The organism is Legionella rubrilucens, assembly GCF_001468125.1.
GTDB classification, from domain to species: Bacteria; Pseudomonadota; Gammaproteobacteria; order Legionellales; family Legionellaceae; genus Legionella_C; species Legionella_C rubrilucens.
Map to the genome: position 1 here is coordinate 161,821 of NZ_LNYT01000022.1, position 24,907 is coordinate 186,727.

A 24,907-nucleotide genomic window follows, 5' to 3' on the forward strand; every position below is an offset into this window, starting at 1 on the left:
CAGGTTCCTTCTGTCAGGGTTTTTTTCGTGAACGGCCTCGTCTTGAGGGAAAGAGTGAATTGAGTAGTTTCCGCCAGATATCCCGAATCAGTTGACGCAATAAGGTGTTTTTACTCAATTGCTCCAGCATGGATGGCTCTTGCCGTGAACTGTCACTGCTTATTTCACCCGGAGCAGTTTCTGCCGATGCCGTGCGGTTTTTTGCCGAGCCCAGTCTTTCAGCCGCTGATTGAGTGGATTGGCGTTGGCCATAGACAGAAAAAAGCGACGATTGATGAATGATGGTCTGGACCTGTGCCTCAGTCAGGATGCCCATGCGCGACTCCGGCGCACGGATCAAACACTGGATTAAGGGCGTGGGTTGGCCGTTGCCATCCAGTGCGCTGACCAGCGCTTCCCCGATACCCAGGGACGTTAACAACTGCTCTGTCGCATAATGGGTTGACGGCGGAAAATTTTGCGCCACCAGCTTCATCGCCTGCCTGTCTTTGGCGGTAAATGCACGCAGGGCATGCTGGATTTTTAATCCTAATTGACTCAAGACGGCTTCCGGAATGTCATTAGGCGTCTGGGTACAAAAGACAAGGCCAATGCCTTTGGAGCGGATTAATTTAACCATGGTCTCCAGTAAATTCAACAAGGCTTTACTGGCGTGATTAAAAATAAGATGGGCTTCGTCAATAAAAAGCACCAGTTTAGGCTTGGGCGGATCGCCAAGCTCCGGGGATTGACGGTACACATCCGACAGCAATTTAATCATGAAGGTAGAAAATAACAACGGTTTATCCTGCATGTCCATTAAACGCAGTATGGACACAATCCCGAGCCCCTCGGCGGTTGTTCGAAAAAGATCCGTGACCTTAAAAGCCGGTTCGCCAAAAAAATCGTCGCCGCCCTGCGCTTCCAATTCGATGATTTTGCGCATAATCGATCCGATGGAAGCAGACGACACGCCGCCATAACGGGCCTCCACGTCAGCATTCCCTTCATCCGACTGCATGTATTGCAGGATGGCTTTAAAATCATTTAAATCATTCAGCGGTAATTGACGGTCTTTGGCGTATTCAAAAAGAATGGTCGCCACGCCGGTCTGCGTCTCATTGACATCCAGCATGCGCGAGAACAGCAAGGCGCCAAAATCACTGACTTTACCGCGAAGCGGCACACCCTGAACCCCGCGGTCCAAGGTGAAGAGCTCCACCGGAAACCCCCGGGGAGTAAACGCAAGGTTGAGAGAATGGCTGCGGTTTTTTAAAAATGCATTGGACTCCCCGGGCACGGCCAGGCCGGAGACATCGCCCTTGATGTCCATGACAAGGCTGGGTACGCCGGCTAATGATAACTGCTCACAAAGCACCTGGATGGTTTTGGTTTTACCGCTGCCGGTGGCACCGGCAATGAGGCCATGGCGATTGAGCGATTTCAACACCAGATTTACCGGCGCATCCTGAAGGAGCTTCCCATCCAGCATAATCCCGCCCAGTTGAAGGGCAGGCAGCTCGCCGGCCTGATAGGGCACACGCAAATCATCGTACATGGCAACCGTCCTTGTTGAACGCGTTATGAGTTAGGGTCATTGATGAGTCTGTTTTAAAATCAATGCCTGAAAGGTCCATTACCCTTTGTCCTGACAATCAGGACAAAGACCATAAATATTGAGCGCATGATCAGTCATCTTAAAATGCGCCTGTTTCGCAATGGCTTCCTGACGCTGCTCGATGATGTCATCAATGAATTCTTCCACCCGCCCGCATTTGACGCAGACCAGATGATCATGGTGCTCGCCCTGACTTAATTCGAACACGGAATGACCGCCTTCAAAATTATGACGGGAGACCAGCCCTGCGGCTTCAAACTGGGTTAATACTCGATAAACGGTCGCCAGGCCGACATCTTCACCCATTTCTATCAAGGCTTTGTAAACATTTTCCGCACTCATGTGATGATCGCGGGATTGTTCCAGAATCTGTAAAACCTTGACACGAGGCATGGTTATTTTTAGTCCGGCATCTTTTAATTGCTGGCTTTCTTCCATTCGTACTCCTACCTGGCTGAATTGCATGGGTCGCAGGTGTCTTTCTATTAATGACATGCTATTATGGCGAAATTTTTCAACACAGGCAAAAATTATGCGCTTCCGATTGTTTATTTTTACCGTCCTGATTTCCCTGCTGGTTTCCGGCTGTGCATCCTATGATTTTTCAAGGCGTATCGTGCAGCAGGGGAATTTGTTACCGCAATCTAAAATTTCACGATTGACGATAGGCATGAGCAAACAGGATGCAGCCACGCTCATGGGAACCAGCCTGTTAAGCCCTACCTTTAATAATAACCGCTGGGATTATGCCTACACCTGGCGCAAAGGCAGCAACGCCCCTATTGTAAGAAATGTCAGCCTTTATTTTGCCAATGGACGTCTGGTTCGAATTGAACATCATCCTTAACCGGCTAACCGCGCTGGCGGTTCCTGCCTCCGGCGTGTTTTGCCCGCTCCCGCCGTTTCTGTTTGGGGTCAATCGTCAAAGGACGATACACCTCAATACGGTCCCCCTCCCTTAAACGCGTCGCCGTCGTCACCGGCTTTGAAAAAATACCGAGTGGCAATTGCTGTGTTTCAGGATATTGAATATACAGCTGAGACTGCGACACCGCATCGCCTACGCTCGCCCCTGAGGGGAGGGTCAGTTTTTTATGAAAAACTCCCCCTGCGTCATCCATGTAAATGATTTCGACATTAACCATACAAGGACGCGGCCCGATCACAAAAAGCATCCACCATTTTCTCTGTCACCTGCTCAAACACAGGGCCTAAGAACATGGAAAACATTCGCCCGGCGAATTCAAACTCGAGGTCAAATGAGATCCGGCAGCCTTCCGGTGTTTCATCGAAACGCCAGAACCCCTCAAGGTGACTGAACGGACCATCCACCAGACGTATTTCAATCATTTTATTTTTCTGCAGCCGATTGCGGGTGGTAAAGGATTTGCTCATGCCGGCGGCCGAGATGACCAAGGTCGCCTGCACTTCATCTTCATCACGATGGTGCACCTGGCTTTGGGCGCAATAAGGTAAAAATTCGGCATAATGTTCCACGTCATTGACCAGATTGAACATCTGCTCACAACTGTAGGGGATTACTCGTGATTTTTTTACAATCGTCATTTCAAATGCCCCCTGTGTGCTGAATAAGCCACTGCGACAAATCCACTATTTCATTGGCACAAACGCTATGCTCCATAGGGTATTCGTGAGCGGAAATGGCAGAAAATCCCTTCTGATCGAGCCATTTGATGGTTTCTTTCGTCCAAAGCGGCCAGACAATGGGGTCATAAGTCCCATAGGCGAGAAAAAGCGGCGTTGTCCCGGGTAATTGCGGTTCACATTCTTTTGCCAGAGGCAGGTAGGCAGACAGTGAAATAACGCCGGCAAGTGGCCTGGTCATGCGCAAGGCCGTATGCAGCGCCATGGCTCCGCCCTGCGAGAATCCGGCCAGATAAATCTGCTCACTGGTAAACCCTGTCGCCAGTTGCTGCTCAACCGCCGCAATGATCATTTTCTCCGAGGTTAAAATGCCCTCCTTGTCTTCACGCGCGGCAAAATCCATGGCCAGGATATCATACCAGGCGCGCATAACCATGCCGCTATTGATGGTAATCGGCCGTACCGGCGCATCCAGAAAAACATGCCGCAGCATCAATTCATTAACCTGCAATTGCTCAGCCAGCCCGACCATGTCATTTGCATCGGCACCGAGGCCATGCATCCAGATGACACAGGCCTGCGCCGGGTGTTTCGGATCGATATGAAACACTGTTACCCCTAATTCAGCAAAAGGCAAATTATCACCAAAGAACTGATGTATAGCAAGGTTGCGGCCTCTGTTGTCCTGTAAATTTTAGACAGATGCATCAAATAGCGCGACAGAATAACGTTACTTTAGCGTTATCCGTGAATTGCTGTTTGTTCATCAATGAAATATAGGGTACAATATTGCTCAATTAATGAACATACGTTTTATTTTTAGAGCGAAGCCTGATGCCTTTAAAACCCGAACAGCTTAAAAAATATCAAGTGGACATCCAAAGAATAGTCCCCGGCGTGGTCAACCTTCATTTAAGTGAATCGCAATGGCAGGATTTAAGCGATCGCCTGCCCACAGGCCAATCGCAACAGCAGGCTATCCAGGTAAAAAAACTGACGTTTACGCGCATTGTTCTTGCTTTATCCAAAGTCACCGGCCAGCACCCCAATCCCATCATTCGGCAAATCAGCAATAAACAACCGTCGCGCGCCTGTAAAAAAGAACCTGACCCGCAGACAGTCTCTCTACCCAGGAAAAGAAAGATAGACAAAGTCCTTAATCCTGAGGATAACCAGTTTGTATCCGAGAAGAAAAAACTGACGACCCCTTTAAAAAAGACAGGGGTTACCGGCAAGGATTCACTCCAACAGGTGACACCGAAGCATGGCTATACCCGTGAGGCTCTCACACCTGGCGGGACTCGCGTACGGCTTTTTTTCAGTAATTCCCAGGGCAGTCTTTATAAAAAGGTCACCCCCGTTGGCAACCGCACTAATCAGGGAAAAGTGGATCTGTCCAAAGCCAGAAAACGTCTGTTTGACGAGAAATTACCCACCACCCTCTATAAAGAACGTCCCAAAGCCCAGCGTTTTGTGGCCACACTCAATACAATGCTCCCCGAGGGTCAGAACCGCCTGTGCAGTCAAAAGCAGTTAACGCAGGCAACCTGCAAGGATATTTTTATTGCTCATGGTCATGATGAAGCCAACACAACCCATGGCAATCAATACCACTGGTCGCATTTAGTCGCCCATTTCCTGGGCGGCGACCACAGCATTGACAATTTAATTCCCGCCACCCGACAATGCAATCTCAGCATTCTGCAAATCGTCGAGCGGGAAATTGCGGAACGATTAAAATCAGGCGTTCCTTCCATTACTATTACGGTCACGCCCCATTATGACCAGGACGATTCGTTAATCCCCTCGGAAATCATTTATCGCCTGGAGTGGCTTAAAAAAGACTGCATGAATGAATTCCATCAGGAGGAAATACGTTTCAATCCAGCGTCTTACGGATTCCCTACCCGCTCCATGCAGGCTTCCATTGATCAGCTGCGTAAGGCAGCGGAAGAAGAACACCCCCTGGAAAGTACAGACTCCGAAACGAACCAGCATAGCGCTTTGTTAAAGGTTTCTTTATAATCAAAGGTATTCGCTCCCTTTGAGATAAAGATGACACTGTTCCGACATGGCGTATTGCTGGCAGTAATGACCCTTCTTCTGGCCGCTTGTGGGCAGAAGGGCCCACTGTACCTGCCTGACACCCCCCCACACTCATCGAAAGTGCATTAGCAGCGAGTCCGTTATGGCCATTAAGTTCACGAAAATGCACGGTCTTGGCAATGATTTCATGGTCATTGACGCCATTCATCAGACACCCGATTTACGCCCCCAAACCATTGCCCGCCTCGCTGCGCGTCATACCGGCGTTGGCTTTGATCAATGCCTCATTGTTGAAAAAAGCAAAAGCCCGGATACGGATTTTTTTTATCGTATTTTTAATGCTGACGGCCACGAAGTCGGGCAATGCGGCAATGGCGCCCGCTGCCTGGCGCGTTTTCTTCATCATTATGGCTTAACCGACAAAAAACGCATCACTGTAGCCACCCCCACCACCCGCATGGAGCTTCTCCTCAATGAGGATAAGACTGTCACGGTCGGTATGGGTAAGCCCAGGCTTAATCCGGCAGAGATCCCACTGTTTGCCGTGGAAAAATCACCGCATTACCCCATCCCGCTAATGGATGGTACCCACCTGCAGGTGCACGCTGTCAACGTCGGCAATCCACACGCGGTTCTGGTGGTGGATGATGTGGACAACAGCCCGGTGGCTGCCTTAGGTAAGGAAATTTGTGAACATCGTTTATTCCCTGAGCAGGTGAATGTGGGTTTTATGGAAATTGTCACTCCAAAAGAAATCCGGCTGCGCGTCTATGAGCGCGGCTGCGGCGAAACCAGCGCCTGCGGCAGCGGCGCCGTTGCGGCTGTTGCCGCAGGACGTCTTTTCCATCGTCTTGAACCCACCGTGAAGGTCAACCTGCAAGGCGGTGAGTTAACCGTGGAATGGCCTGATATAAATAGTCCCATACAGCTGACCGGCCCCGCCGTTTTCGTGTATGAAGGAGTTTTGTTATGCGCATAGTGATTCTCGGCGCCGGTCAGGTTGGCGGTACCCTGGCACGCAATTTAACGCGCGAAAACAATGACATTACCGTGGTGGACCTGGACGAGGAACGTCTGCGGGAATTGCATCACCGCCTGGACATTCAAACGGTGCAGGGTTCCGCCGCACACCCCAATATTCTGATTGCTGCCGGCATTGAGCAGGCCGATATGCTGATTGCAGTGACCAACAGCGATGAAATCAACATGATGGGTTGCCAGATTGCCTACAGCCTGTTTCGCACCCCCACAAAAATTGCCCGCATCCGCTCGCAATATTATTTTGATTACCCGCAGTTGTTCTGCAACGACCATGTACCGGTGGATGTGTGCATCAGCCCCGAAAAACTGGTCACCGAACACATTGAGAATCTCATTGATTACCCCGGCGCCACCCAGGTGCTTGATTTTGCAGATGGCCGCCTGTTATTGATCACCATCAAGCCCAAACCCGGCGGGGTGATGGTCGGCAAAACCATCCAGCAGCTTTATCAGCATCTGGAACTTATCGATGTCCGCGTGGTGGCTATTTTCCGCGACAAGGAAACCTTGATGCCGGAAGAAAACTGCGAGATCAAAATTGGTGATGATGTCCTGTTCATCGCGCCCCCGCAGGCCATTCAGCAGGTCTTGATTGCCCTGGGCCGTTACACCCATCCGAACCGCCGCATTATTATTGCCGGTGGCGGCCATATCGGCACAAAGCTCGCACAAACCCTTGAAGACCGCTACCGCATCAAAGTCATTGACCATAACATGACGCGCGCCATGGATCTTGCCGGGCAACTGAACAAAGGCACCGTTTTACAGGGTGATATCGCCGACCGCGATCTGCTGCTGAATGAAAACATTGAATTTACCGATGTGTTTTGTGCCGTAACCAATGACGATGAAGCCAACATCATGTCCTGTCTTCAGGCTAAACGCTTAGGCGCCCGCCACACCATGGCTCTGGTCAACCGCAACGCGTATGTCGAATTGATTGAAGACAGCAGCATCGATCATGCCATTTCCCCGCAATTGATTACCATTGGCAGTATTCTGACTAAATTGCGGCGGGGAAATATGATCAAGGTTCACCGCCTGAACAATGGCGAGCAGGAAGCCATTGAATTGGTTATCCATGGCGACCAGCAGACATCGAAAGTCATTGGCCGGAAACTCAATGAAATCGATCTGCCGCAGGGTTGCTCTGTCATGGCGGTGGTCCGGGAAGATAAAATCCTGATGAGTGATCCCAAACTGACGCTTGAGGCCGGCGATCATGTGGTGATTTTATTATTAAAAAAACGTTACCTGCGCCAGGTCGAGTCGCTGTTTCAAGTCAGCTTAACCTTTATGAGTTAAAAGGGATTAGATCTCACCATGCAAATTAAAACCATACTGCGCCTGATCGGTTTATTGTTAATGATGTTCAGCTTCAGCATGGTGACACCCCTGCTGATTAACGTCATCTTTCATGAAGATTTCTGGAAGCCCTTTGTTACCGCATTTGCCTGCACTTTTTTTACCGGAGCCCTGCTTGCCTTTTTGTTTAATGGCCAGCAAACCGAGCTTAAAATACGCGACGGCTTCCTGATTGTCGCCCTGTTCTGGGTTGTGCTTTGTTCATTTGCCTCCCTGCCCTTTATTTTTGCCATCAGTCATCACGATCACAGCATCACCGATGCGATTTTTGAATCGGTTTCAGGTTTTACCACCACGGGCGCCAGCATCATTCCCCATTTGGACACGCTACCGCATGCCCTCTTGTTTTACCGTCAACAACTGCAGTTTTTGGGGGGTATGGGTATTGTGGTTCTGGCTGTGGCCATTCTCCCCATGCTGGGTGTCGGGGGCATGCAGCTTTACCGTGCTGAAACGCCAGGCCCAATGAAGGACAGCAAATTAACACCGCGCATTGCCCAGACTGCCAAAGCACTGTGGTCTATTTATGTCCTGTTAACGCTCTTGTGCATGCTTTGCTACTGGTTCGCCGGCATGGATTGGTTCGATGCGCTGGGAGAAAGTTTTGCCACCGTGTCCACCGGCGGCTTTTCCATGCATGACGCCAGTTTTGCTTATTATGAAAGTGATTTGATTGAACTCATCGCCTGTCTTTTTATGTTGCTTGGCGGTTCCAGTTTCGCCCTGCATTTTATGATCCTTAAAAAACGAAGCCTCAGGCATTATTGGGAAGACGAAGAGTTTCGCAGTTACATCGCGTTTTTAATCATTGTCATTGGTTTTGTGACCTGGAGCCTGGTGATCAACGGCTTCTTTGATGAAAAGCACCATGCCCTCATCAAGAGCACCTTTAATATTATCTCCATGGCCACCACAACTGGCTTCATTTCTGCCCCATTCAGCACCTGGCCCACTTACGTGCCTGTTTTAATCATGCTGGCGGCCCTGATTGGCGGTTGTGCCGCATCCACCAGCGGCGGCATTAAAGTGATTCGCGCGCTGCTCATTTATAAACAAAGCCGGCGCGAGATGTACCATTTGCTCCATCCCAACGCCATCATCCCCATTAAATTCGGTAAGCAGATTTTGCCGGAATCCATTCTGCAATCGATGTGGGGTTTTATTTCTGTCTTTCTAGGGTTGTTTATTTTCCTGATGCTGCTGTTTATGGCCCTCGGCAATGATTTCATGACGTCGTTTTCATCCATGATTGCCGGCATGGCAAATGCCGGTGCCGGCTTAGGCGCTGTCAGCCAAAATTTTGCAGGCTTAACCCGCGCCAGCAAATGGGTTCTGATTTTTGCCATGATTGCAGGCCGCCTTGAAATCTTTTCCCTGCTTATTATTTTTTCCCGTCAATTCTGGCAGAAATAAGCCTCTGATTTTTATTCATTAACATGACAGATTGATTTTTTTTTTGAAGGCGTTATGCTGATGCTACTTGTCAAGGATTGAGCCCGGGGTGCTTTTCGATCGTTCCCCGCTGTTCAAGGCACAGGAGGCCACGTCCATGGGCGAACAATTTCTTAGCGTTTTTCTGTCAAAAAAAACAATCAGCGAATTACGCCAGCTTCTGCTCACCGAAAAGCCTTCCGTTGACGATCTGAAGCAACTCATTGCCCAACTCGACAAAGCGCAGGCCTACGACCATCTCCGTGTCTTGCTGGTTTTAGTCCGGGAGCTTGTCAGTGAGGAGAGCAAACAAAAGCAACTGCTGAACGGTTTAAATTCAATTTTATTGGCCCATGCCTGTCAACACAATGACAACCAGGATATGGTGAGCCGCCTAAATGAACTGAGAACGTTGGCATCACCCGACGATGCGCTGTGGTCAATGGTCCTGGAGGAGCTGCTGCAATGGATCAAGCAATCACGCACGTCCGAAGAAATCAAAGACGTATTAAGCCGCCTCCCTGCCTCTGTCTGTGAAAAATTCTACCAACGCCTGCTTGAAACGGCTTCAGGCAAAGAGCACTGGGTCTCGTCATTCATTCAGTTTGTTTTGTCTTCTGCCGAAGACCTTAAAAAAAGCCAGCATCTTGAAGCCTTAGCCCGATGTTTGATTCTCTCTCCTCTCCCGTGTACAACCGAGGATTTAAAATCACTAAGCCTGTTATTAAGCACCCGGCAACTGATTGACGTGACCTTTCATTTGCGCGCCCTGGCGTCCACTTATACCAGTAAAGACACCCCCAGCCATTCATCGCCGCTGAAGCACCTTTATTTAAGCCATTACGAAGAATTGCTGATGTGCTTAACCATTCGAGCGACCGCGTCGGAATCGGAGTATCAGCAATTAACAGAGAACAATGCGGAACTGGCGAATTTACTGATGTCCAAGCAGTTAAAATTGCTGGACTCCGTGGAAGAACAACGGAACCTGATTTTTAAATTGCTGAAACACTGTGCCCATTTCAACTGGCAGGATAAGCCGTTTCATGCCTTTATCCTTGGGCAGATTGTCGACGTGCTGCAAGCCCTGTCCAAGGAACAGGCCGCGCTCGGTTTTAGCCACTACTTTCTTTACCACCACAACCGAAATTATTATGACGTCGTCCGCCTTCTTGATGCTCTTTTTGAAAGAAAACCCGATGATGAACTTATTCTATACTGCCTGAAGCAGCATAATGATGCGGATAACTTCTTCATTATTAATTACCTGACCGCCAGCCGAACACGCGACAATAAACTGCTTCGCGGTTGCCTGGACATGCTGGATATCAGCCAGCTGCTTAATTTTTGTGGCCCGCTTGCAGCTTTGGCGCATCTTTACCGTCACGAGCAACCTTATTACCTTAAAATCTATTGTGAAATGGTGATCCGCAAAATCACACTGGCGAACAAGGTAAAAAGCGGCTTCCCTGAACTGGTGGCTGCCATTCCTGATCAGGCCTGGGATGAAATGGTGGATTTAGTCTTTAATCAGTTAAAGGATCAACCTAAAGTACAATATGAGTGGCTCATGGCCTTGCTGGGCAGCCGTGTGGACAAGACCAAATTAATGCCTTATTGCCGCCTGCTCCTTAATCAGGGAATTTATGCTAATCAAAAGCAGGACATCTTAAAACAATTGTCCTGCCAGGAATTATTTGATTTCTACCTCTATCTGGTGCGAAATCAGGCGGGCGAAGACGAATTTGCCTGCTTTGTCGAACTGTTCAAAGAAACGGACCGACAAACGGTATTGCTTTACATTCTTTCGAATACCCCGCTTATCAGCCGCACCTTCCTTGGCAAGCTGCTGGATTCGATTGAAATTAAAAACATCATTTATCTTGTGGGGGAACTGGTTGATTTAGCCCAAAAGGATGCCGAATACAAGGCTACGCTGGAACAGGTACTGCTTCATTTCTGCAACAGGCTGCAGCTGACCTATGACGGTAATGCGCCCGTGCATCACTGGACTCTGTGTCAAAACAGCTCGCTTATTGCTGAACAGTTACTGTTAAGCCCCGTTTGTTTTCTTTCGCTTTGCTCGCGCTCGTCTTACCTGCAAAACTTCACACCGTCCCTGTTGCAGGGTATTGTTTGCCAGGATGTAGCGACTGATCTTAAGTTACGGATAACCCGTGTGTTGGATATCGCCAGGCTCAATGAAGCCTCAGCGGATACGATAGCGCTCAATTTACTCTGTCATTTTCGTGAGTCTCCGGTTGTTCTGCATGAGTTGTTTAGCCACCTATCGCTCATTGAAAGCAGTTTAAGTGAGGAGGGAAGAAGAAATTATAAGTATTTAAAGGCCAGTTGCTGGGCTTTGTTAAAACCCAAAGAACAGGGTAAAGCCGTCGATGACGAAAGTTCTGTCAAAATCCTGCTTACGTCTCAATTGAATGCTCCCCATTGTTTTGACGGCGTATTGACCACACTGGCTAACAACCTTGCCCAAAACAAGGACGTGCATTTAAGCGCGCTGTACCTTACTCAGATTGAACCCAAGAATTTTGATCAAATCAAGCCCGACGTGATGGTCTCTGTTTTACTGCATTCCATGGATGACCGAACGCAGGAAAACTGGAAAAAAACCGCCCAGTATCTGCTGTCCCAATCGCCGGAGAATGCCGTCGCTTTTGTGAAATGCCTGGTCAGTGAATTAAAAAAAATCAAAAATAACCCTTTACTGGTGAATCAGTGTTTCCAGTTTGTCAGCCAGTTGCCCCAGTTTGCAACCCTTCTGCCCTTATTCGATGACGAACTCCTGCAGTGGTTGGTTATGGAAAGCAGTGAGGATTACCTGAAGAGCAATTTCTGCGCATGGCTGAACACATTAACTGACAAGGGGCGTCTTAAAGACATTGCCCTGGGGCCTTTAATTTCCCTGTTGCCAGCCGATTCGCAATGGCTCAATGGCGTGTTGCAACAACCAGGCTTAACCCCTTATCTGCCTGCCATTTTTATCGAATTGACACGCCATGAGCGGTGCGAGGTACATTGCATCTGTTTGTATCAACAGATTAATAAACTGGGTTCATCTGAAAAACGCAAAGCCATCGACGCCATGCAACAGCGCCTGGGGCAATCAGGACACAGACTCTCCATTGCCGCTCCTGTATTAACCATGCTCATCCTTGATTTAACCGATATCCAGTTTCACAATTTAAGTGACAAGTCCCTCATTTCTCAGCAACTGAAGCTCTTTCAACACTGGATGAGTAATCAGAATGAAAACCCTTATTTCATGAAGGAGCTTGAAAGCGAGCTGTTTAATCTCATCAATTTTCTTAACGAACGCGACATCCAGTGGCCCCGATTAATTTTAAGCGATAAAGCCTTTGCCTCGCTGGCTTTATCCTGTCTCTCCAGTGCAGAGGCCAAAACCATCGATCGTCACCCGTTCACTACCCTGTTGTTGAATCACATCACTGTGACGCTTCATCCTGCCCTGACCAAAGACCGGATTTTTCAGAATTACATTAAACAATTGCTGCTTAATCCACCAGCGCTGCTGCAGGAGGATCAATTTACCCTCCTCTTTGATAAGCTGGACGCCGAAGAAGGCAGGCAACTTGCCCTGGAACTGCTTAAGCGGCCCGCGCTTGAAGACGTGCAATGGTCTGCCTTATTAACCTTGTCCCGCGCATTAACGGTGAATGAATTATTTGCCATTTATGAACAAAGTAAAACCCGCTTTGTGTTTGTGGATTTGATCGTCCGTCATCCACAGGGGATTGGCCAACTTAATGAAAAGCAAAAAAAATCACTATTGGACAATCTGGACTCTGGAAAACAGCTGTTACGGATTTTAGACAGCCAGACTGGCATTGACATTAAATTTGCCTTCGTAGCCGCCCTCTTTGACTACTTAGCCGGTACCAATACCTCACTGGAAGCCTGGCTTAGCCGATTGAATGTTGACGGCCAGACCTTAGCCGCGCTCGCCAATTACACCAGTCATCAGGTCCATCAAACGCAATTACGGCAGATGATTGAGCGAAATTCGTATCGCCACCATGAAATCAGGCATTACCTTAACCATCCCACACTCGACATGCCCCTTAACCAGGAAGGTCTCCTGCATCAATTTGTCAAAACCCTCTGGCTTCATCCCGAGCAGGGCCACTCTTGCCATCCCGCGTTCCTTAAAAGCCTCGATCTAAAGACATTGAAAAGCACGTTAAAAATTCAATCCCTTTTCCTGTCGCACTTAAACAGCCTGCAAACCTTTTTTGAACCCTTTGCCAACAGCCAGGAAGTTGCAGCCGAAACGCTGGCTGCTGCGAGGTGGGTGCATCGTTTGCCGCTGCTCGGTGACGGCTTGCTTGAAATTCTTTATTACTATTTTGGTTGTGATGATAAAAACATCAAAATCGCCATTGAAGGCACCAAACTCTACACCAGTTTGATTAAGCCGCTGTCAGAAGGCTTTTCATCTCAGGGATTATTTGACACACAACTTAATGAGCTTCATGCCCTGTTAAATGACTATGTGAAGGTTTTCACCCCTGACAATCCACACCGAAAATGGATACAAAACATTATCCAACGCTATGATTTCAGCCTGCAGAGTATGGAACATGCCACATCAACCCAGGTCTACAATCTCTTTCTTCCAGGCTGTAATCTGGGCAAAATGAGCAAAGGCGGTGTCGCTCGTCTGGATTCCAGAACCACTCATCATCTCGTCACCGTGGAACCCAAGCCTTTGCCCACGACCAGAATCTCCACCTTGTTGACCATGAGTGCCAGCCATCCCCTGTTATTGAAAGACAAGGAAATGCAAACCTGGCTTCTTGATTCTTTCCTTTTTTCCAGCAATGGCCGTTCAATTGATAATTCCTTGCTCCATACCTTGTTAAGCGGCTTTGACCCAGCGGAATTCACGGTTAAAATGCGCGAAATAAAACAGAAAATGGACAAGTATTACGAGTGTTTCCAGTTCCTCCGGGAATTAAGAAAAGAAGTAAGTCTATCCGACCTGGTTACGTTATTATTGAAGCAAGACCAATCCAGGCTGAGCCTCCTTTTGGGGGCCTGTGAGTTTGCCGAACTGCGCTACCTCACGCAGATTATTCTTCTGATCCTGTACATAAAACGGCTTAGGCTTACACAGGACCAGATCAGCAGTTTACTGCCCTTACCTTCAATCAATACCCACGTGCTCGAATGGGTGCAGCAGGATCTTGTTAAAATAGAAGGGGTGAAATCCCTGCTGACCGAACAACATCACTGCATCGAGCAGGAAGGCTTAAACTATCGTACAGATAATCAAAACAGCGCCCGATTAAATGCGTTGGCAGCCGCCACCCTACGCCACACCAGCCCTCGTCATTTCTACAATACACTCAACAGCTACCTCGCTGTCTTTGAAAAAAAATACGACGAAGAAAGCCGGGTGGCGTTCACGAGACTGCTGGAGTCTCTCCTCAGTGAGGAAAAAAACCCTGCTGCGGTTTTATCCCACTTAAGTCCCAAGCTGCTTGAGTTGGTGACTCACTATGCACTGGATAACCAGGGTAAACCGGTTTTCCTGCTGGAACACCTGGTACTTAACGGTTATGGGCAAAAATGCCAAGCCTTAGCCAGGACCAAATTGCAACAGCTATTGGTTGACAGACTGTCGACTGAGCCCGTGCCGGACACACTGGAGGCGTTGTCTCTGGAGCAATGGAGTAAACTTTCCGAATCAGACCTTGACACCCTGCTGCGTATTCAACACCTCCTGTTTCTCATTGAACCAGCGGCTGATTTAATCCCCTGGCGCAAACACCACCTGGATATATCCCCCCGTGTACGGGCCTGCTTCAGCGCAGACGCAAGCCTGTTTAAGCTGTTTACACGGCTGGAGCAGGAAGCCCAGCGTTTGCATGCCAATAAACAGTTACCGCTTCAAGCCCTTGACAATTTAGGCGCTGCCTTTGCTTTTTTAAAACGGGAAAACAAAAGCATGGCCTACCTGTCGATGGAGAATTACCCACAAAAAAGCGAATTCGCTGAGCCGGTTATTAATCATCATTATTATGGATTATTTGCATTTTTAGGTGAGAGCCCTGAGTCGCTCCTTGATGGGTTTATTGAATGGTTGGCCGCCCTGCCCCCGGCAACGCTTGATAAACAACAGTCATTAAACGAATTATTGCGGGACATCAGCAACAAGCACTTATTGAAAGAGCTCACGGGGCGTCTGGCGAATCAGACACTTCACCCCACGCAGGCCACGTGGATTTATACTCAACTCAAATCATTGGCTATCCCCAGCGAACAACGCATTGAAATGGCGGGGACAGCCTTTGACTGGTCCTGGCTTGAAGAGGAAATTAGCACGTCGTCCATGCCCGATTCCTTAAACCTGCTCAAAGCAGCGCTGGCGAATACCCGTCATCAGGAGGCTATTCTTGCCACGACAAAGCGTCAGCAGGCTTTTTTAAAATTGCTTGCCACTTTAAAATTTCCAGCCAATGAACTGGTTCTACTGCTAAAAAACACTGGCCCCGCCTTGCGCTCCCTCGTGGCCATTCACCTGCTAAGCCGGACAGATTACCTTGATAAATTACACGGTGAATCACTGCTTTTGTCCTTAAACAACCTGCCGGCCATGCCCTTGCCCCGTCGGCTGCAGAGCCTGACTCAGGCCATAGAAAGGAACATGCTAACTCAGGACCTGCTACAGGATCTGACGGAGGAGTCTGCCGCCAGTTTATTTTGCTCCCCTTTGCATTTCCATGGCTTTTCGGAAACAACGGTGACCTTCCTGCTGAAACGTTTAAACACTCAAGCACGCGACAATCTGCTCCGCTACTGGTTAAATCACTATGCTAATCTGCCCTGCTCCACTGTTCCCTTGATTGCCTTAGCCAATACCTGGAATAAGCAGGTATTAACAATGCTTGGCGAAATGGACCCCGGCAAACGGCGCCCCCTGTTGATGACACTGATTGAGAAGCATCACCTGTTGTCCGATGGCAGCAAATTAAATGGCTTAGTCAGTGGTTGCGATGAAGCGCATTTGGCCTATGCCTTACAACTGTATCTTCATGGACGTCAGGACATGCAGTCTTTGATTGATCTGATTAAAAATATCTTAGCCACGATGGAGGTGCAGAAATTATCTTCGCCGACACTGCAGCTGTTGATTCGAGTGACGGAAGACAGTCATTTCGCGGATCTGCAGGCCCGCTTAAGTTCTGCAACCAGTGATTATCTCCGCGAGAATGCGCTCAAAGGCAACTGCAGCCTCTTTTACGATGATGGCGTGTTGTCGATCCAGCGCTTGCGCAAGCCCTTACTTGATGAAAGCGCGGAAAAAGAGAAAAAATCCCGGGGTTTCCTGGGCTTCTTATTTACACCCGCGAACAAGGAACCGGCAGAATCCCTGTCACCGGATGAACCGGTTGTATTTAATGAAATGCGAGAAGAGTTCAACTCCATTCTTTCCATTCATTATTTTTTAATTCATTACTGTAATAATGACGAAGACTTAAAGCAGTTGATGAGCCATTATCTGCAGTACTGCAGCCAGGAGAAGCAGGTTCAGCATCTCCATGCTATCGCCTGGTTAATTAATCAAACCAGCCTTAAAGCCTCTCTGCGCAGAATTCTGTTTGAAAGTTTCTGGAAATACCCCCAGGTCATGGATGGCAAAATCGCCTCCTGCCTCCTGCGTTACGATGGCATCAAAGTAGTCAAACGCCTGGGGCTGCAAAAAAAATACCAGGAATTATCCAGCCTGTGCAGTCAGAGCTTGCCTTATCTCGACCATTATTCAGACACAGCCTCGATTGTACGTCTGGCCCAACAGGAAGCTGATTTTGAACAGGCATTAAGCACAACATCACCCTTTTTACGGGAATGGCGCATCTGGTTCAAACGCTGCCTTTTTTATGGCTTCAGCGGCTGGTTTGTTCCTAAAAAGCCGCAATTTGTTACGCCTTTTGACGAAGATCCCGCTCGTCTGGAACTGGTGTTTCCTGACTTGTCCGGCGACAAAAAGGAACCGTCCAAAACGCATATCAAATCGTTAGCTGAACAGCTTCATCAACTCCACAGCGACGCCTCTCTGGAAGAATTGACTGAATTCAAACAGGCCCTTGAGGTTTATGATTGGCAGGCTCAGAAACCGGATGAAATACGGGTGCGCGAACAAACGGATCGCTTGTTCAGTGACTTGCTTGTACGGGCTAAACGGCTTGATTTTTCTCCCTGGCTCTCGCACAACCTGGATCCTTTTATTAAAAACCGCAAAACGCTGCTTGCCATTTACAGCCAGAATGGCGATGAGAAAGCCTTACGCCACCTGTTAAATAAAGCCGCAGACGAATTGCCTTTATTTAAAACCCTGGCTGATGAATGGTTTACGTCGGCAGAGCCGCCCTTGCAGGAAACAAACAACGTGGTACCGACTGACAACAAACCGGCCGATCCTGGCCTTGTCGGTCAACTCATTAACGCCACCGTCAATGCTGTTGTTTCCTTACCCGTTTTGCCCAGATTATTATTCTGGGGGCCGGAGAAGCCGATTAAGTCGGAGATGGAACTCATTCCACCCAGCCAAAGCCCGCTGTCATCCACCTGAGAGGAAAGGCATTATTTCACCAACAGAGCAATAAATAACCCAAAATGTTTATTTATTCCGAATATTGGAATATAATCACCCACCTTGGTCGTGTTACCATTTCTTTTTCGGATAAAAAACAAGATCTTACGGAGTTACTTATGAGTCCATTTAAATTATTGGTATTGTTTATACTTTTTTCCTCAACTGTTGCGGCCATGCCTGGACATACTGAAAAATTACAAGGCACAGCCCTGCTGGCCAGTCAGGTAGTTGAAGGAAGCGCATCGCTTTTCGCTCACAAGGAAATCAGGGTGACCGCTGTAAAAAAATCAGGCAGTACCACGTACATTACCCTGAAGACCATGGATCAACAATCAACCGCGACCCTGGCTATTCCAACACTGGCTACGCACCAATTGCCTCTTGTCGCAGGACAGGTATTAAAGGTAACCAGTAATGCCGGGACCTATCTCCTTTATGCCGCCGGCCAATTGGTTGCCGTTCTTCCTCACGAATTTAATAAAACCCTTTCGTTAAAAAACCACGCCTGATAAGCACCCCCCGGCAAGCCGGGGTTTTTTTTGTCATTTTATTTTTGCATTTTTAAAAATTATTAACTATTTTTAATCTCACTGAGAACAATTCGTACCTCTCAGTCAAAAAACAATCAAGGAGAATGAAATGAATAAGGATATCTTTCAAGGCCGTTGGGAAGAAGTCAAAGGCAAAATGAAACAAGCCTGGGGTAAACTGACTGACGACGATTTACAGGCGATCGAAGGCGACCAACAAGAAATTTACGGCAAACTGCAACAACGTTACGGTTATAGCCGTGAACAGGCTGAGAAAGCCATTAAAGACTTCCAAAATCGTTATCATTAATTTACTCAGTACAAGGAGAGTCACTATGAAAATAACATCTTTTGTTTTTGCTGGCGTTATGCTGGCAGCCACCAGCCTTTATGCAGCCAATACGGACATGACGTCCAACTGGGTCTGCACAACCAATGCCAGCAACAGCGATGTTGAGGCAGATAAAGCAGCTGACAAACAAATGGCCGATAACGCCCGTTCTGCCGATGAAGCCTTTAATTTTGCCGGCCAGCATTGCCGTGACTGCACGAAAATTACCTGTGAAGTCAAAAACTAATCGGCTTGTCTTCCATCCTCAAGCAGGATGGAAGCACTTCCAGTGCCGTTTTCTCGCGTCGAAGAAGCCTTTCCGTATCAATTCCTGCCTCTACGCCATTCTACCGAACTTTGCTTAAACTTAACAAAATAGATTTTGCTAATCATCAGTGCATGGCATAAGGTTATGTTAGTGGTAGTTGTTCCTGCTCGGCTAACAAGACATCGCCAGGAGGTCTGATTCGACCCGCCGTGTGCCAGCTTACCGTGAGTAAGACGCCTAACGCGAGTCATGTGACATCCACTTTGTGACCAGAACTGCTGCAGGACAACTTTCCACATTTTTGGCATCCTGCCCCGCTATCGTTTATACTCTCTTTTTTGTTTGAATGATTTCACTATGACTGAACCCACCAAACCCTATCGTAAACTCTGGCGATCCAGACGCGAAAGACGCATTGCCGGCGTTTGTGGCGGGCTTGCTGATTATTTTTCACTGGACCCCTTCTGGATAAGAGCGGCTTTCGTGCTGCTTTTTATTCTGGGTGGTTCATCCCTGCTGGTCTATGTCATTATGTGGCTGCTGATTCCACTCGAGCCTAAGGACTGGCATTAACCGGTTGTCCATTGTTTACCGGCTCTTTTAACTTCCAACGCTTATGAAACCAGAGCCACTGCTCGGGATGAGCCAGAATCATGCGTTCCAGAGCCTGGTTATAGGCTAAGGTATTACGGTAAATGGATTCCTGGGTGGAGCCATAATCTTTCCACTCCAGCGGCTCAAAAAATTCAAGCACATGGCGGCCATCGGCAAGACGATGGGAAGCGGCAGGAACCACCGGCACCCCGGTATGCCGCGCAAAGCTTGCCAGACTGCGGTAAGTTCCGGCTTTTTTACCAAAAAATTCCACCGCCACCCCATCCCGGTTTTCCACGTAGGCATGCTGATCAAGCACAAAAATGACAGCATGGTTCTGCTCAAGCGCATCACACACCTGCTCTAAGGAATTTTTACTGGGGATAACATTTAAACCGGCACGGTAATAGCGGCTAAACATCATCCGCTCAATCCATTTATTGCCAAGCGTCTTGCGAATGAAGTGAAACTGTCCCTGAAACTGTTTGAAATTCAACACGCCGCCGATGGGGGCAAACTCCCAACTGCCGAAATGGCCCGTTAAAACCAGCACCCCTCGCTGGTTCGCCACCGCATTCAACATGTGTTCATGCCCACGCACTTCTACACGTTCTTTAAGCGCTTTTTCACTCATAAAGCGCAGCAACAGGGTTTCTTTCAGCGACGTGGCCAAGTGGCCATAAAAGGCTTTGGCTAAGTGTTTTTTTTGTTTCAGTGTTAATTGATTGCCAAATACCTGGTTGATATTCGCCATGACGATGCGACGCCGATAGGGCAGGCAATAGTAGATAAACCGGCCGGCAAGCGTTAACTTCAGGGCATCAATTTTTTGGGCTGTTTCATTCACAGGCTTTGATCACCACGCAGGCATTCATACTGGCAAAGCCGCGGTTAATCAGCACCGCATGGCGCGCCCGGGATAACGGGCGGGTTTGACTGTCAATGTTCAAGTCAGCACAAGCCTCGGATACCGCCGTCAGATTGGCAATGCCTGGAACACACTGCTGCCTAAGCGCCATGACCGTTAAGACAGTATCCACCATGCCAGAAGCACAGAGGGTGTGGCCCATTGCCCACTTAAATGCGGTTACCGGAACATCCTTTCCAAATACCTGCCTAATGGCCTGGGCTTCGCTGATGTCCGATTTTCTGTTGCCGTTACCGTGCGCGGCGACAAAATCAATGTGCTCTGCATCCACCCCGAGCTTGCTTAAGGTGTTGTGAAGAAGCTGCGTTAAATGAGCACCGTCTTCATTCAATGAAAAAAGACCGGACGCTTCGGTGCCTGACAGACCGCCGGCAATTTCAGCATAACAGGTCGCTGCCCGCGCTGTCGCACTGGCCTCACTTTCGAGGACCAGGGCGGCGGCCCCTTCAGCAAGGATGGTGCCATCATGTTCGCAATCAAACGGTTTTAAATGCCTGGCACTGACTACGCCAAGCTTGTCATAGTAATACAATGCCTGGGGTTCTATACCCATATCATAAGCGACCACGACGGCGCGTTCAGCCTGACCGCTTTGAATGGCATGGAAGGCTTCCAGTAAAGCCTGAGTGCCGCCCACGGCATGGTTGGTGACGTTGTGGTTAGGGCCTTTAAAACCGTAGGTTATGCCAGTATAGGCCAGCACATTATTGGGTAAAATACGCAGCAGCCACATGGGGTGGACTTCGTTAAACAACTGAGCGGCAAATTGTTGCATGTCGCCGCCGGTTTTAGCTAATAAGGGTAAAAAATCGTATTGCTGAAAATATTTATTCCCTGGAGAACCCACATACACACCGGTTTGCTCATTAAACGCAGTGGCTGAAGGCAGCGCATCACGGCAGGCAATCATCTGACTGTGCTCCACTGCCTGCACGGCGGCATTAATCCCCATGACATCCTGGCGGGAAATGACTTTCATCAACTTGCGATCCGGCAGCATTTTAGCCGGCTGAAAGTGTTTAAGCTCTCCTCCCAGAGACGCAGGCCAACCGGCCAGATCCCACTGGGTAATTTTATCAATCCCGCTTTGACCGGCAAGCACCGCATCCCAGGTGGCAGCGGCTGTGTCGCCAGAAGCCGTCAGGGCGCTGTATCCGGTAATAAACACACGATTAGTCATGAGCTGCCCCTCCAAATTCCGGGTGCTTAAAGAGCAGGCTGCTGTTTGAGCCGCCAAATCCAAACGAATTGGATAATACCACACCAACCGCTTTTTCACGCGGTCCATCCACCACATAATCCAAATCGCAGTCGGGATCAGGCGTTGTTAAATTGGCGGTTTGGGGGATATAACCATGGTGAATGGACAATACTGACAAAACGGCTTCCAGCGCACCCGCTGCCGCGATCAAATGACCGGTCTGGCTTTTTGTCGAACTGGTCGGCAAGGTACGGGCACGTTCTTTAAACACCGCCTTGATGGCATTGGTCTCGCTCAAATCATTCATTTTCGTCGAGGTCCCGTGAGCATTGATGTAATCCACATCAGAAGGCTGTACGCCGGCATCCTGCAGGGCCCGCTCAATGGCCTGGATAGCACCGTCGCCATTGGGGTGCGAATCGGTAATGCGGTAGGAACTCAAGGAATTCCCCTCTCCTGCCAATTCCGCATAAATCCTTGCGCCGCGCTTTTTAGCTTTTTGCCATTCCTCAAGAATCAGGAAGGCGGCTCCCTCGCCCAGAACAAAACCATTGCGAGTGGCATCAAATGGCCGGCTGGCTGTCGTCGGCGTGTCATTGTAAGTGGACAGTGCGCCCAACAGGCAGAAACTGGATAAGCCTAAGGGATTGATCATTGAATCAAACCCGCCGGCGAGAATGTAATCCGCCTCGCCGCGGCGAATCGCCTGCATCGCGAGGCCCAGGGCCTGACCACCGGAGGCGCAGGCGGTGTGAACGGAGGTGGCATACCCTTCGATACCAAAATGCTGAATCAACAGGGATAAACCCGAATTGGATGTGGTTTGACCGAAATCGGCAAGGCGATAGAAATCCCGCGCGTTCTCTTCAAGCTGCTGCCAGTTAATCTCACCTTGTTCAGCGCAGGCGCGCTGAAAACGCTGCAGGTAGTCAAATTCAGCCGTCATCATGCCGCTGCCCGCCACAACGCCCCAACGGGCGGCGTTGTGCTTTTCGGGCAAAATGCCGGCATCATCGAAGGCCTGTTGGGCCGCATGCAGGGCATATTGCGTAAACGACATGGCAAAACGGCTGTGTTTTCCCAGAAGGGCTGCCTTTGGCGTAAAGGATTTTACTTCGGCGGCGATGGTCGTTGGAAACCCGCTGGCATCAAATTGTTTGATTTCAGCAATTCCGGATTTCCCAGCCATCAGATTGGACCAGGTCGCTGCCACATCGTTCCCCAGGGGGGAAACCACACCTAAACCGGTGATGGCGACACGTCGTTTACTCATAATCAATTACCTTCTGTGGTCATCACAACTTCTAAAACACAAACCCGCCGGCCATCCACTTCGCTGCGATAACTCAAGATCAATTGCTGCTCATCCCGATATTTGACTTTAAGGTAGCAGAGTAACCGGTCGCCCGGTTGAACAAAATCACTCATTTTAATTTTGCGCAACTCAACCACACGGTAAGTCACAGGAAAATCTGCCTGAGCAAGAAACTCACGGGAAAGATTGAGTTTGCACTCCAGCAATACCGTCATGGGCAACACCGGCTTTCGGGGAAAATGATCAGGGAAATACGAGGCCGATCGGCTGATCAGTTTTTCAGCCACACATTCCACACCTGGCACAGAGGAAAGAATGCGGTCGAACCCCATGCAGGCTGTCGGCGTCACTGAACGGGCAGGGACCGCGCAAGGGTTGGCCTCTGAAGGTTGCCATTCCCCGGGCCGGTTAATTTCGGCAAACTGGGCGCGGACTTCGCCTTCGGAAATAAACAGGTCCATGGGCAGTAGAGGGCCTAAAGCCCCCTCAACGGTGAAGATGACTTCGCCATTGACGCTGGCTTTGCTGTGGTATTGTACGGAACTTTCATCCAGCCGCTCGATAAACGATTCAAGCAACAGGGTGTCGCCTACATAAGCCGGTTTAAGCGGGCGGGCACTGGCCACGACACCCGCGACCGGCCTTGCCGTAAACTGGTTCATGGCCATGACATTCCAGGCTGCCAGCTGGCCTAAGGTTTCACCGATGAGCGAGGAAGCAAGGCATAGCCTGCCTTCTTCATCCTGCACCAGGTAAGCATCATCACAGGTGACATGTTTCACACCGCGAACCCACTCGCCCGGGACAAGCTCAAGAATTCTGTCGACAAATAAAAAGCGCATCAGGCCACTGTTTCAGTTGTTTTCTGATCATTAACGGCAGCAACGACTAATTTGCAAAACGTTTCGACCGTAAACAACATGGGAATTTCATTGACCTTCAGGTTGGCTTTGAAATGCTCAGCCGGCACTTCGCTTAAATAATTTTTAAGCGCCTGCATGCCTTTGACTGTTAAAACACCGCCTTTTTCAAACTCGTCTTCAGCCAAATCGCCGCGGGCGTTTTTTTCCAACTGACCACGGGGAATTTTGATATTAAATTCTTTTTCGAGTTGGAAAACCAAATCGAGAAAATCAATGGATTCCGCCCCCAAATCAGCGATCAGACGGCTTTGTTTCGTCACGTCTTCTTCATCGATCACCAATACGTCTGCGATAATTTCCCTGACCTTGGGGTACACGCTGTCTACATTCATATTCTATCCTCAGAGCTCATCTAGTTAGAAAAACTCCAGAGTATATCATAATTTTTTCATTGACAGCTATGCCAAATTGCGTTTAACTAATTGCCCCGCAGTATGCGCCCGGTTCGTCCCTGCTGCACAACGGCCATATCCACATCCTCCTTGCCATTCAACAAGTTATCAATCTCCCTGAGTTTCTCACTTTTGGTGTAGCCTTTGCCAAAGCAGTCACCAAAAACATAACTGAAAAAGCGGTATTCAAACAGACGGTTTTCCAATTTCGCTTTATGGGCCCTTAGCTTCTCGATTTGTTGATTTGACAGCTGCGAACCCACATGAGGCAGAGACTGTTTCTCTTTTGATTGAATGCCAGAGAACAATGAACCTGGACCAATCGGGTCTTCAATCCGCTCCAGAGGTACCTTAGTCGATTTGGACGCCAGGCCTTCTCCTTGTGTCAGAATAAGCGAAACCTCACTAAAATTTTTGAGCATTACCAATTCAACGCCTATGTTGTCTTTGGTCTCCAGCGTGTAAACCCAACGATGTTCCTCCTCTGTCTTCTTGCTGATAGAACTAGGATGCCACCTCTGTGTGTTCCTTTGCCACTGTGCTATCTCGCCTTTCTCGCCTTTATTGAGCTCAAGGCGATAATAATTATTAAGGGGATCCTTAAAATAATGATACATAACAAACTCCTTACAATTCAGACTAACAGTATACAAAACAAACATTAAGTCAAAATTAAATCTTAGTTAATATTTTGTTAAGACA

At 48.8% G+C, this 24,907-nt stretch carries 22 protein-coding genes; 11 read left to right on the plus strand and 11 right to left on the minus strand.

Annotation, left to right across the window (positions count from 1 at the left end):
* Positions 1–13: 13 nt before the first annotated feature.
* Together Lrub_RS12440 and fur are read right to left on the minus strand one after the other, a co-directional pair.
* On the minus strand, positions 14–1,537 hold the full coding sequence (locus Lrub_RS12440; RefSeq protein WP_058532433.1) for a helicase HerA-like domain-containing protein: 1,524 nt from the start codon (positions 1,535–1,537) through the stop codon (positions 14–16).
* A 78-nt stretch (positions 1,538–1,615) separates the two neighbouring features.
* Positions 1,616–2,035: a ferric iron uptake transcriptional regulator gene (gene fur / locus Lrub_RS12445; protein ID WP_058532434.1), complete on the minus strand. Its 420-nt coding sequence runs from the start codon at positions 2,033–2,035 to the stop codon at positions 1,616–1,618.
* Between the two features lie 94 nt (positions 2,036–2,129).
* Between fur and Lrub_RS12450 the strand changes: the two genes are divergently transcribed.
* Positions 2,130–2,444 carry an outer membrane protein assembly factor BamE gene (locus tag Lrub_RS12450; RefSeq protein ID WP_058532435.1) on the plus strand — a complete coding sequence of 105 codons (315 nt, stop codon included), beginning with the start codon at positions 2,130–2,132 and terminating at the stop codon, positions 2,442–2,444.
* 4 nt (positions 2,445–2,448) lie between these two features.
* Here the strand turns inward: Lrub_RS12450 and Lrub_RS12455 are convergent, their stop codons facing one another.
* The 3 genes from Lrub_RS12455 to Lrub_RS12465 are packed head-to-tail and all read right to left on the minus strand — an operon-like array spanning position 2,449 to position 3,812.
* Positions 2,449–2,742, minus strand: coding sequence for an RnfH family protein (locus Lrub_RS12455; protein WP_058532436.1), 294 nt, complete (start codon positions 2,740–2,742; stop codon positions 2,449–2,451).
* Positions 2,735–3,163: a type II toxin-antitoxin system RatA family toxin gene (locus Lrub_RS12460; RefSeq protein WP_058532437.1), complete on the minus strand. Its 429-nt coding sequence runs from the start codon at positions 3,161–3,163 to the stop codon at positions 2,735–2,737. The genes Lrub_RS12455 and Lrub_RS12460 overlap by 8 nt, the downstream gene beginning before the upstream one ends.
* Position 3,164: 1 nt before the next feature.
* Positions 3,165–3,812 carry an alpha/beta hydrolase gene (locus Lrub_RS12465; protein WP_272946958.1) on the minus strand — a complete coding sequence of 216 codons (648 nt, stop codon included), beginning with the start codon at positions 3,810–3,812 and terminating at the stop codon, positions 3,165–3,167.
* A 224-nt stretch (positions 3,813–4,036) separates the two neighbouring features.
* Here Lrub_RS12465 and Lrub_RS12470 point away from each other — a divergent pair, with 224 nt between their 5' ends.
* The 10 genes from Lrub_RS12470 to Lrub_RS12510 all read left to right on the plus strand — a co-directional run bounded on the left by Lrub_RS12470 (position 4,037) and on the right by Lrub_RS12510 (position 19,425).
* On the plus strand, positions 4,037–5,227 hold the full coding sequence (locus Lrub_RS12470; protein ID WP_058532438.1) for a DNA/RNA non-specific endonuclease: 1,191 nt from the start codon (positions 4,037–4,039) through the stop codon (positions 5,225–5,227).
* A gap of 30 nt (positions 5,228–5,257) precedes the next feature.
* Positions 5,258–5,377: an LPS translocon maturation chaperone LptM gene (gene lptM, locus Lrub_RS14660; protein ID WP_082651514.1), complete on the plus strand. Its 120-nt coding sequence runs from the start codon at positions 5,258–5,260 to the stop codon at positions 5,375–5,377.
* A gap of 13 nt (positions 5,378–5,390) precedes the next feature.
* Positions 5,391–6,227, plus strand: a complete 837-nt coding sequence (gene dapF / locus Lrub_RS12475; protein WP_058532439.1) for a diaminopimelate epimerase — start codon at positions 5,391–5,393, stop codon at positions 6,225–6,227.
* The gene (gene trkA, locus Lrub_RS12480) at positions 6,218–7,594 is read left to right on the plus strand and encodes a Trk system potassium transporter TrkA (RefSeq protein ID WP_058532440.1); all 1,377 of its coding nucleotides are present in this window, start codon (positions 6,218–6,220) and stop codon (positions 7,592–7,594) included. The genes dapF and trkA overlap by 10 nt, the downstream gene beginning before the upstream one ends.
* 18 nt (positions 7,595–7,612) lie before the next feature.
* A complete protein-coding gene (locus tag Lrub_RS12485; protein ID WP_058532441.1) occupies positions 7,613–9,067 on the plus strand; it encodes a TrkH family potassium uptake protein in 1,455 nt (484 codons plus the stop codon).
* Positions 9,068–9,155: 88 nt separating this feature from the next.
* Positions 9,156–17,699 (plus strand): hypothetical protein, encoded by an 8,544-nt coding sequence (locus Lrub_RS12490; RefSeq protein WP_058532442.1) that lies wholly within the window; start codon positions 9,156–9,158, stop codon positions 17,697–17,699.
* A gap of 197 nt (positions 17,700–17,896) precedes the next feature.
* On the plus strand, positions 17,897–18,232 hold the full coding sequence (locus tag Lrub_RS12495; protein WP_162263145.1) for a hypothetical protein: 336 nt from the start codon (positions 17,897–17,899) through the stop codon (positions 18,230–18,232).
* A 130-nt stretch (positions 18,233–18,362) separates the two neighbouring features.
* Positions 18,363–18,563: a CsbD family protein gene (locus tag Lrub_RS12500; protein WP_058532444.1), complete on the plus strand. Its 201-nt coding sequence runs from the start codon at positions 18,363–18,365 to the stop codon at positions 18,561–18,563.
* A 25-nt stretch (positions 18,564–18,588) separates the two neighbouring features.
* A complete protein-coding gene (locus Lrub_RS12505) occupies positions 18,589–18,831 on the plus strand; it encodes a hypothetical protein (RefSeq protein WP_058532445.1) in 243 nt (80 codons plus the stop codon).
* A gap of 378 nt (positions 18,832–19,209) precedes the next feature.
* Positions 19,210–19,425 (plus strand): PspC domain-containing protein, encoded by a 216-nt coding sequence (locus tag Lrub_RS12510; protein WP_058532446.1) that lies wholly within the window; start codon positions 19,210–19,212, stop codon positions 19,423–19,425.
* Here the strand turns inward: Lrub_RS12510 and Lrub_RS12515 are convergent.
* The 6 genes from Lrub_RS12515 to Lrub_RS12540 form a co-directional block, all read right to left on the minus strand.
* Positions 19,409–20,293: a lysophospholipid acyltransferase family protein gene (locus Lrub_RS12515; protein WP_058532447.1), complete on the minus strand. Its 885-nt coding sequence runs from the start codon at positions 20,291–20,293 to the stop codon at positions 19,409–19,411. The genes Lrub_RS12510 and Lrub_RS12515 overlap by 17 nt on opposite strands.
* Positions 20,286–21,554, minus strand: coding sequence for a beta-ketoacyl-[acyl-carrier-protein] synthase family protein (locus Lrub_RS12520; protein WP_058532448.1), 1,269 nt, complete (start codon positions 21,552–21,554; stop codon positions 20,286–20,288). Before Lrub_RS12520 ends, Lrub_RS12515 begins: the two co-directional genes overlap by 8 nt.
* The gene (locus tag Lrub_RS12525) at positions 21,547–22,848 is read right to left on the minus strand and encodes a beta-ketoacyl-[acyl-carrier-protein] synthase family protein (RefSeq protein ID WP_058532449.1); all 1,302 of its coding nucleotides are present in this window, start codon (positions 22,846–22,848) and stop codon (positions 21,547–21,549) included. Before Lrub_RS12525 ends, Lrub_RS12520 begins: the two co-directional genes overlap by 8 nt.
* A gap of 2 nt (positions 22,849–22,850) precedes the next feature.
* A complete protein-coding gene (locus Lrub_RS12530; protein ID WP_058532450.1) occupies positions 22,851–23,732 on the minus strand; it encodes a 3-hydroxyacyl-ACP dehydratase FabZ family protein in 882 nt (293 codons plus the stop codon).
* Positions 23,732–24,145: an acyl carrier protein gene (locus Lrub_RS12535; protein WP_058532451.1), complete on the minus strand. Its 414-nt coding sequence runs from the start codon at positions 24,143–24,145 to the stop codon at positions 23,732–23,734. Before Lrub_RS12535 ends, Lrub_RS12530 begins: the two co-directional genes overlap by 1 nt.
* A gap of 86 nt (positions 24,146–24,231) precedes the next feature.
* Positions 24,232–24,822, minus strand: a complete 591-nt coding sequence (locus tag Lrub_RS12540) for a hypothetical protein (protein WP_058532452.1) — start codon at positions 24,820–24,822, stop codon at positions 24,232–24,234.
* Positions 24,823–24,907 lie beyond the last annotated feature (85 nt).

What these genes read in the sequence shown, in the direction of transcription:
- Lrub_RS12440 (WP_058532433.1), bottom strand. Translation starts at nt 1,537, where the DNA reads ATGTACGATGATTTGCGTGTGCCCTATCAGGCCGGCGAGCTGCCTGCC.
- fur (WP_058532434.1), bottom strand. Translation starts at nt 2,035, where the DNA reads ATGGAAGAAAGCCAGCAATTAAAAGATGCCGGACTAAAAATAACCATG.
- Lrub_RS12450 (WP_058532435.1), top strand. Translation starts at nt 2,130, where the DNA reads ATGCGCTTCCGATTGTTTATTTTTACCGTCCTGATTTCCCTGCTGGTT.
- Lrub_RS12455 (WP_058532436.1), bottom strand. Translation starts at nt 2,742, where the DNA reads ATGGTTAATGTCGAAATCATTTACATGGATGACGCAGGGGGAGTTTTT.
- Lrub_RS12460 (WP_058532437.1), bottom strand. Translation starts at nt 3,163, where the DNA reads ATGACGATTGTAAAAAAATCACGAGTAATCCCCTACAGTTGTGAGCAG.
- Lrub_RS12470 (WP_058532438.1), top strand. Translation starts at nt 4,037, where the DNA reads ATGCCTTTAAAACCCGAACAGCTTAAAAAATATCAAGTGGACATCCAA.
- lptM (WP_082651514.1), top strand. Translation starts at nt 5,258, where the DNA reads ATGACACTGTTCCGACATGGCGTATTGCTGGCAGTAATGACCCTTCTT.
- dapF (WP_058532439.1), top strand. Translation starts at nt 5,391, where the DNA reads ATGGCCATTAAGTTCACGAAAATGCACGGTCTTGGCAATGATTTCATG.
- trkA (WP_058532440.1), top strand. Translation starts at nt 6,218, where the DNA reads ATGCGCATAGTGATTCTCGGCGCCGGTCAGGTTGGCGGTACCCTGGCA.
- Lrub_RS12485 (WP_058532441.1), top strand. Translation starts at nt 7,613, where the DNA reads ATGCAAATTAAAACCATACTGCGCCTGATCGGTTTATTGTTAATGATG.
- Lrub_RS12495 (WP_162263145.1), top strand. Translation starts at nt 17,897, where the DNA reads ATGCCTGGACATACTGAAAAATTACAAGGCACAGCCCTGCTGGCCAGT.
- Lrub_RS12500 (WP_058532444.1), top strand. Translation starts at nt 18,363, where the DNA reads ATGAATAAGGATATCTTTCAAGGCCGTTGGGAAGAAGTCAAAGGCAAA.
- Lrub_RS12505 (WP_058532445.1), top strand. Translation starts at nt 18,589, where the DNA reads ATGAAAATAACATCTTTTGTTTTTGCTGGCGTTATGCTGGCAGCCACC.
- Lrub_RS12510 (WP_058532446.1), top strand. Translation starts at nt 19,210, where the DNA reads ATGACTGAACCCACCAAACCCTATCGTAAACTCTGGCGATCCAGACGC.
- Lrub_RS12520 (WP_058532448.1), bottom strand. Translation starts at nt 21,554, where the DNA reads ATGACTAATCGTGTGTTTATTACCGGATACAGCGCCCTGACGGCTTCT.
- Lrub_RS12525 (WP_058532449.1), bottom strand. Translation starts at nt 22,848, where the DNA reads ATGAGTAAACGACGTGTCGCCATCACCGGTTTAGGTGTGGTTTCCCCC.
- Lrub_RS12530 (WP_058532450.1), bottom strand. Translation starts at nt 23,732, where the DNA reads ATGCGCTTTTTATTTGTCGACAGAATTCTTGAGCTTGTCCCGGGCGAG.
- Lrub_RS12535 (WP_058532451.1), bottom strand. Translation starts at nt 24,145, where the DNA reads ATGAATGTAGACAGCGTGTACCCCAAGGTCAGGGAAATTATCGCAGAC.
- Lrub_RS12540 (WP_058532452.1), bottom strand. Translation starts at nt 24,822, where the DNA reads ATGTATCATTATTTTAAGGATCCCCTTAATAATTATTATCGCCTTGAG.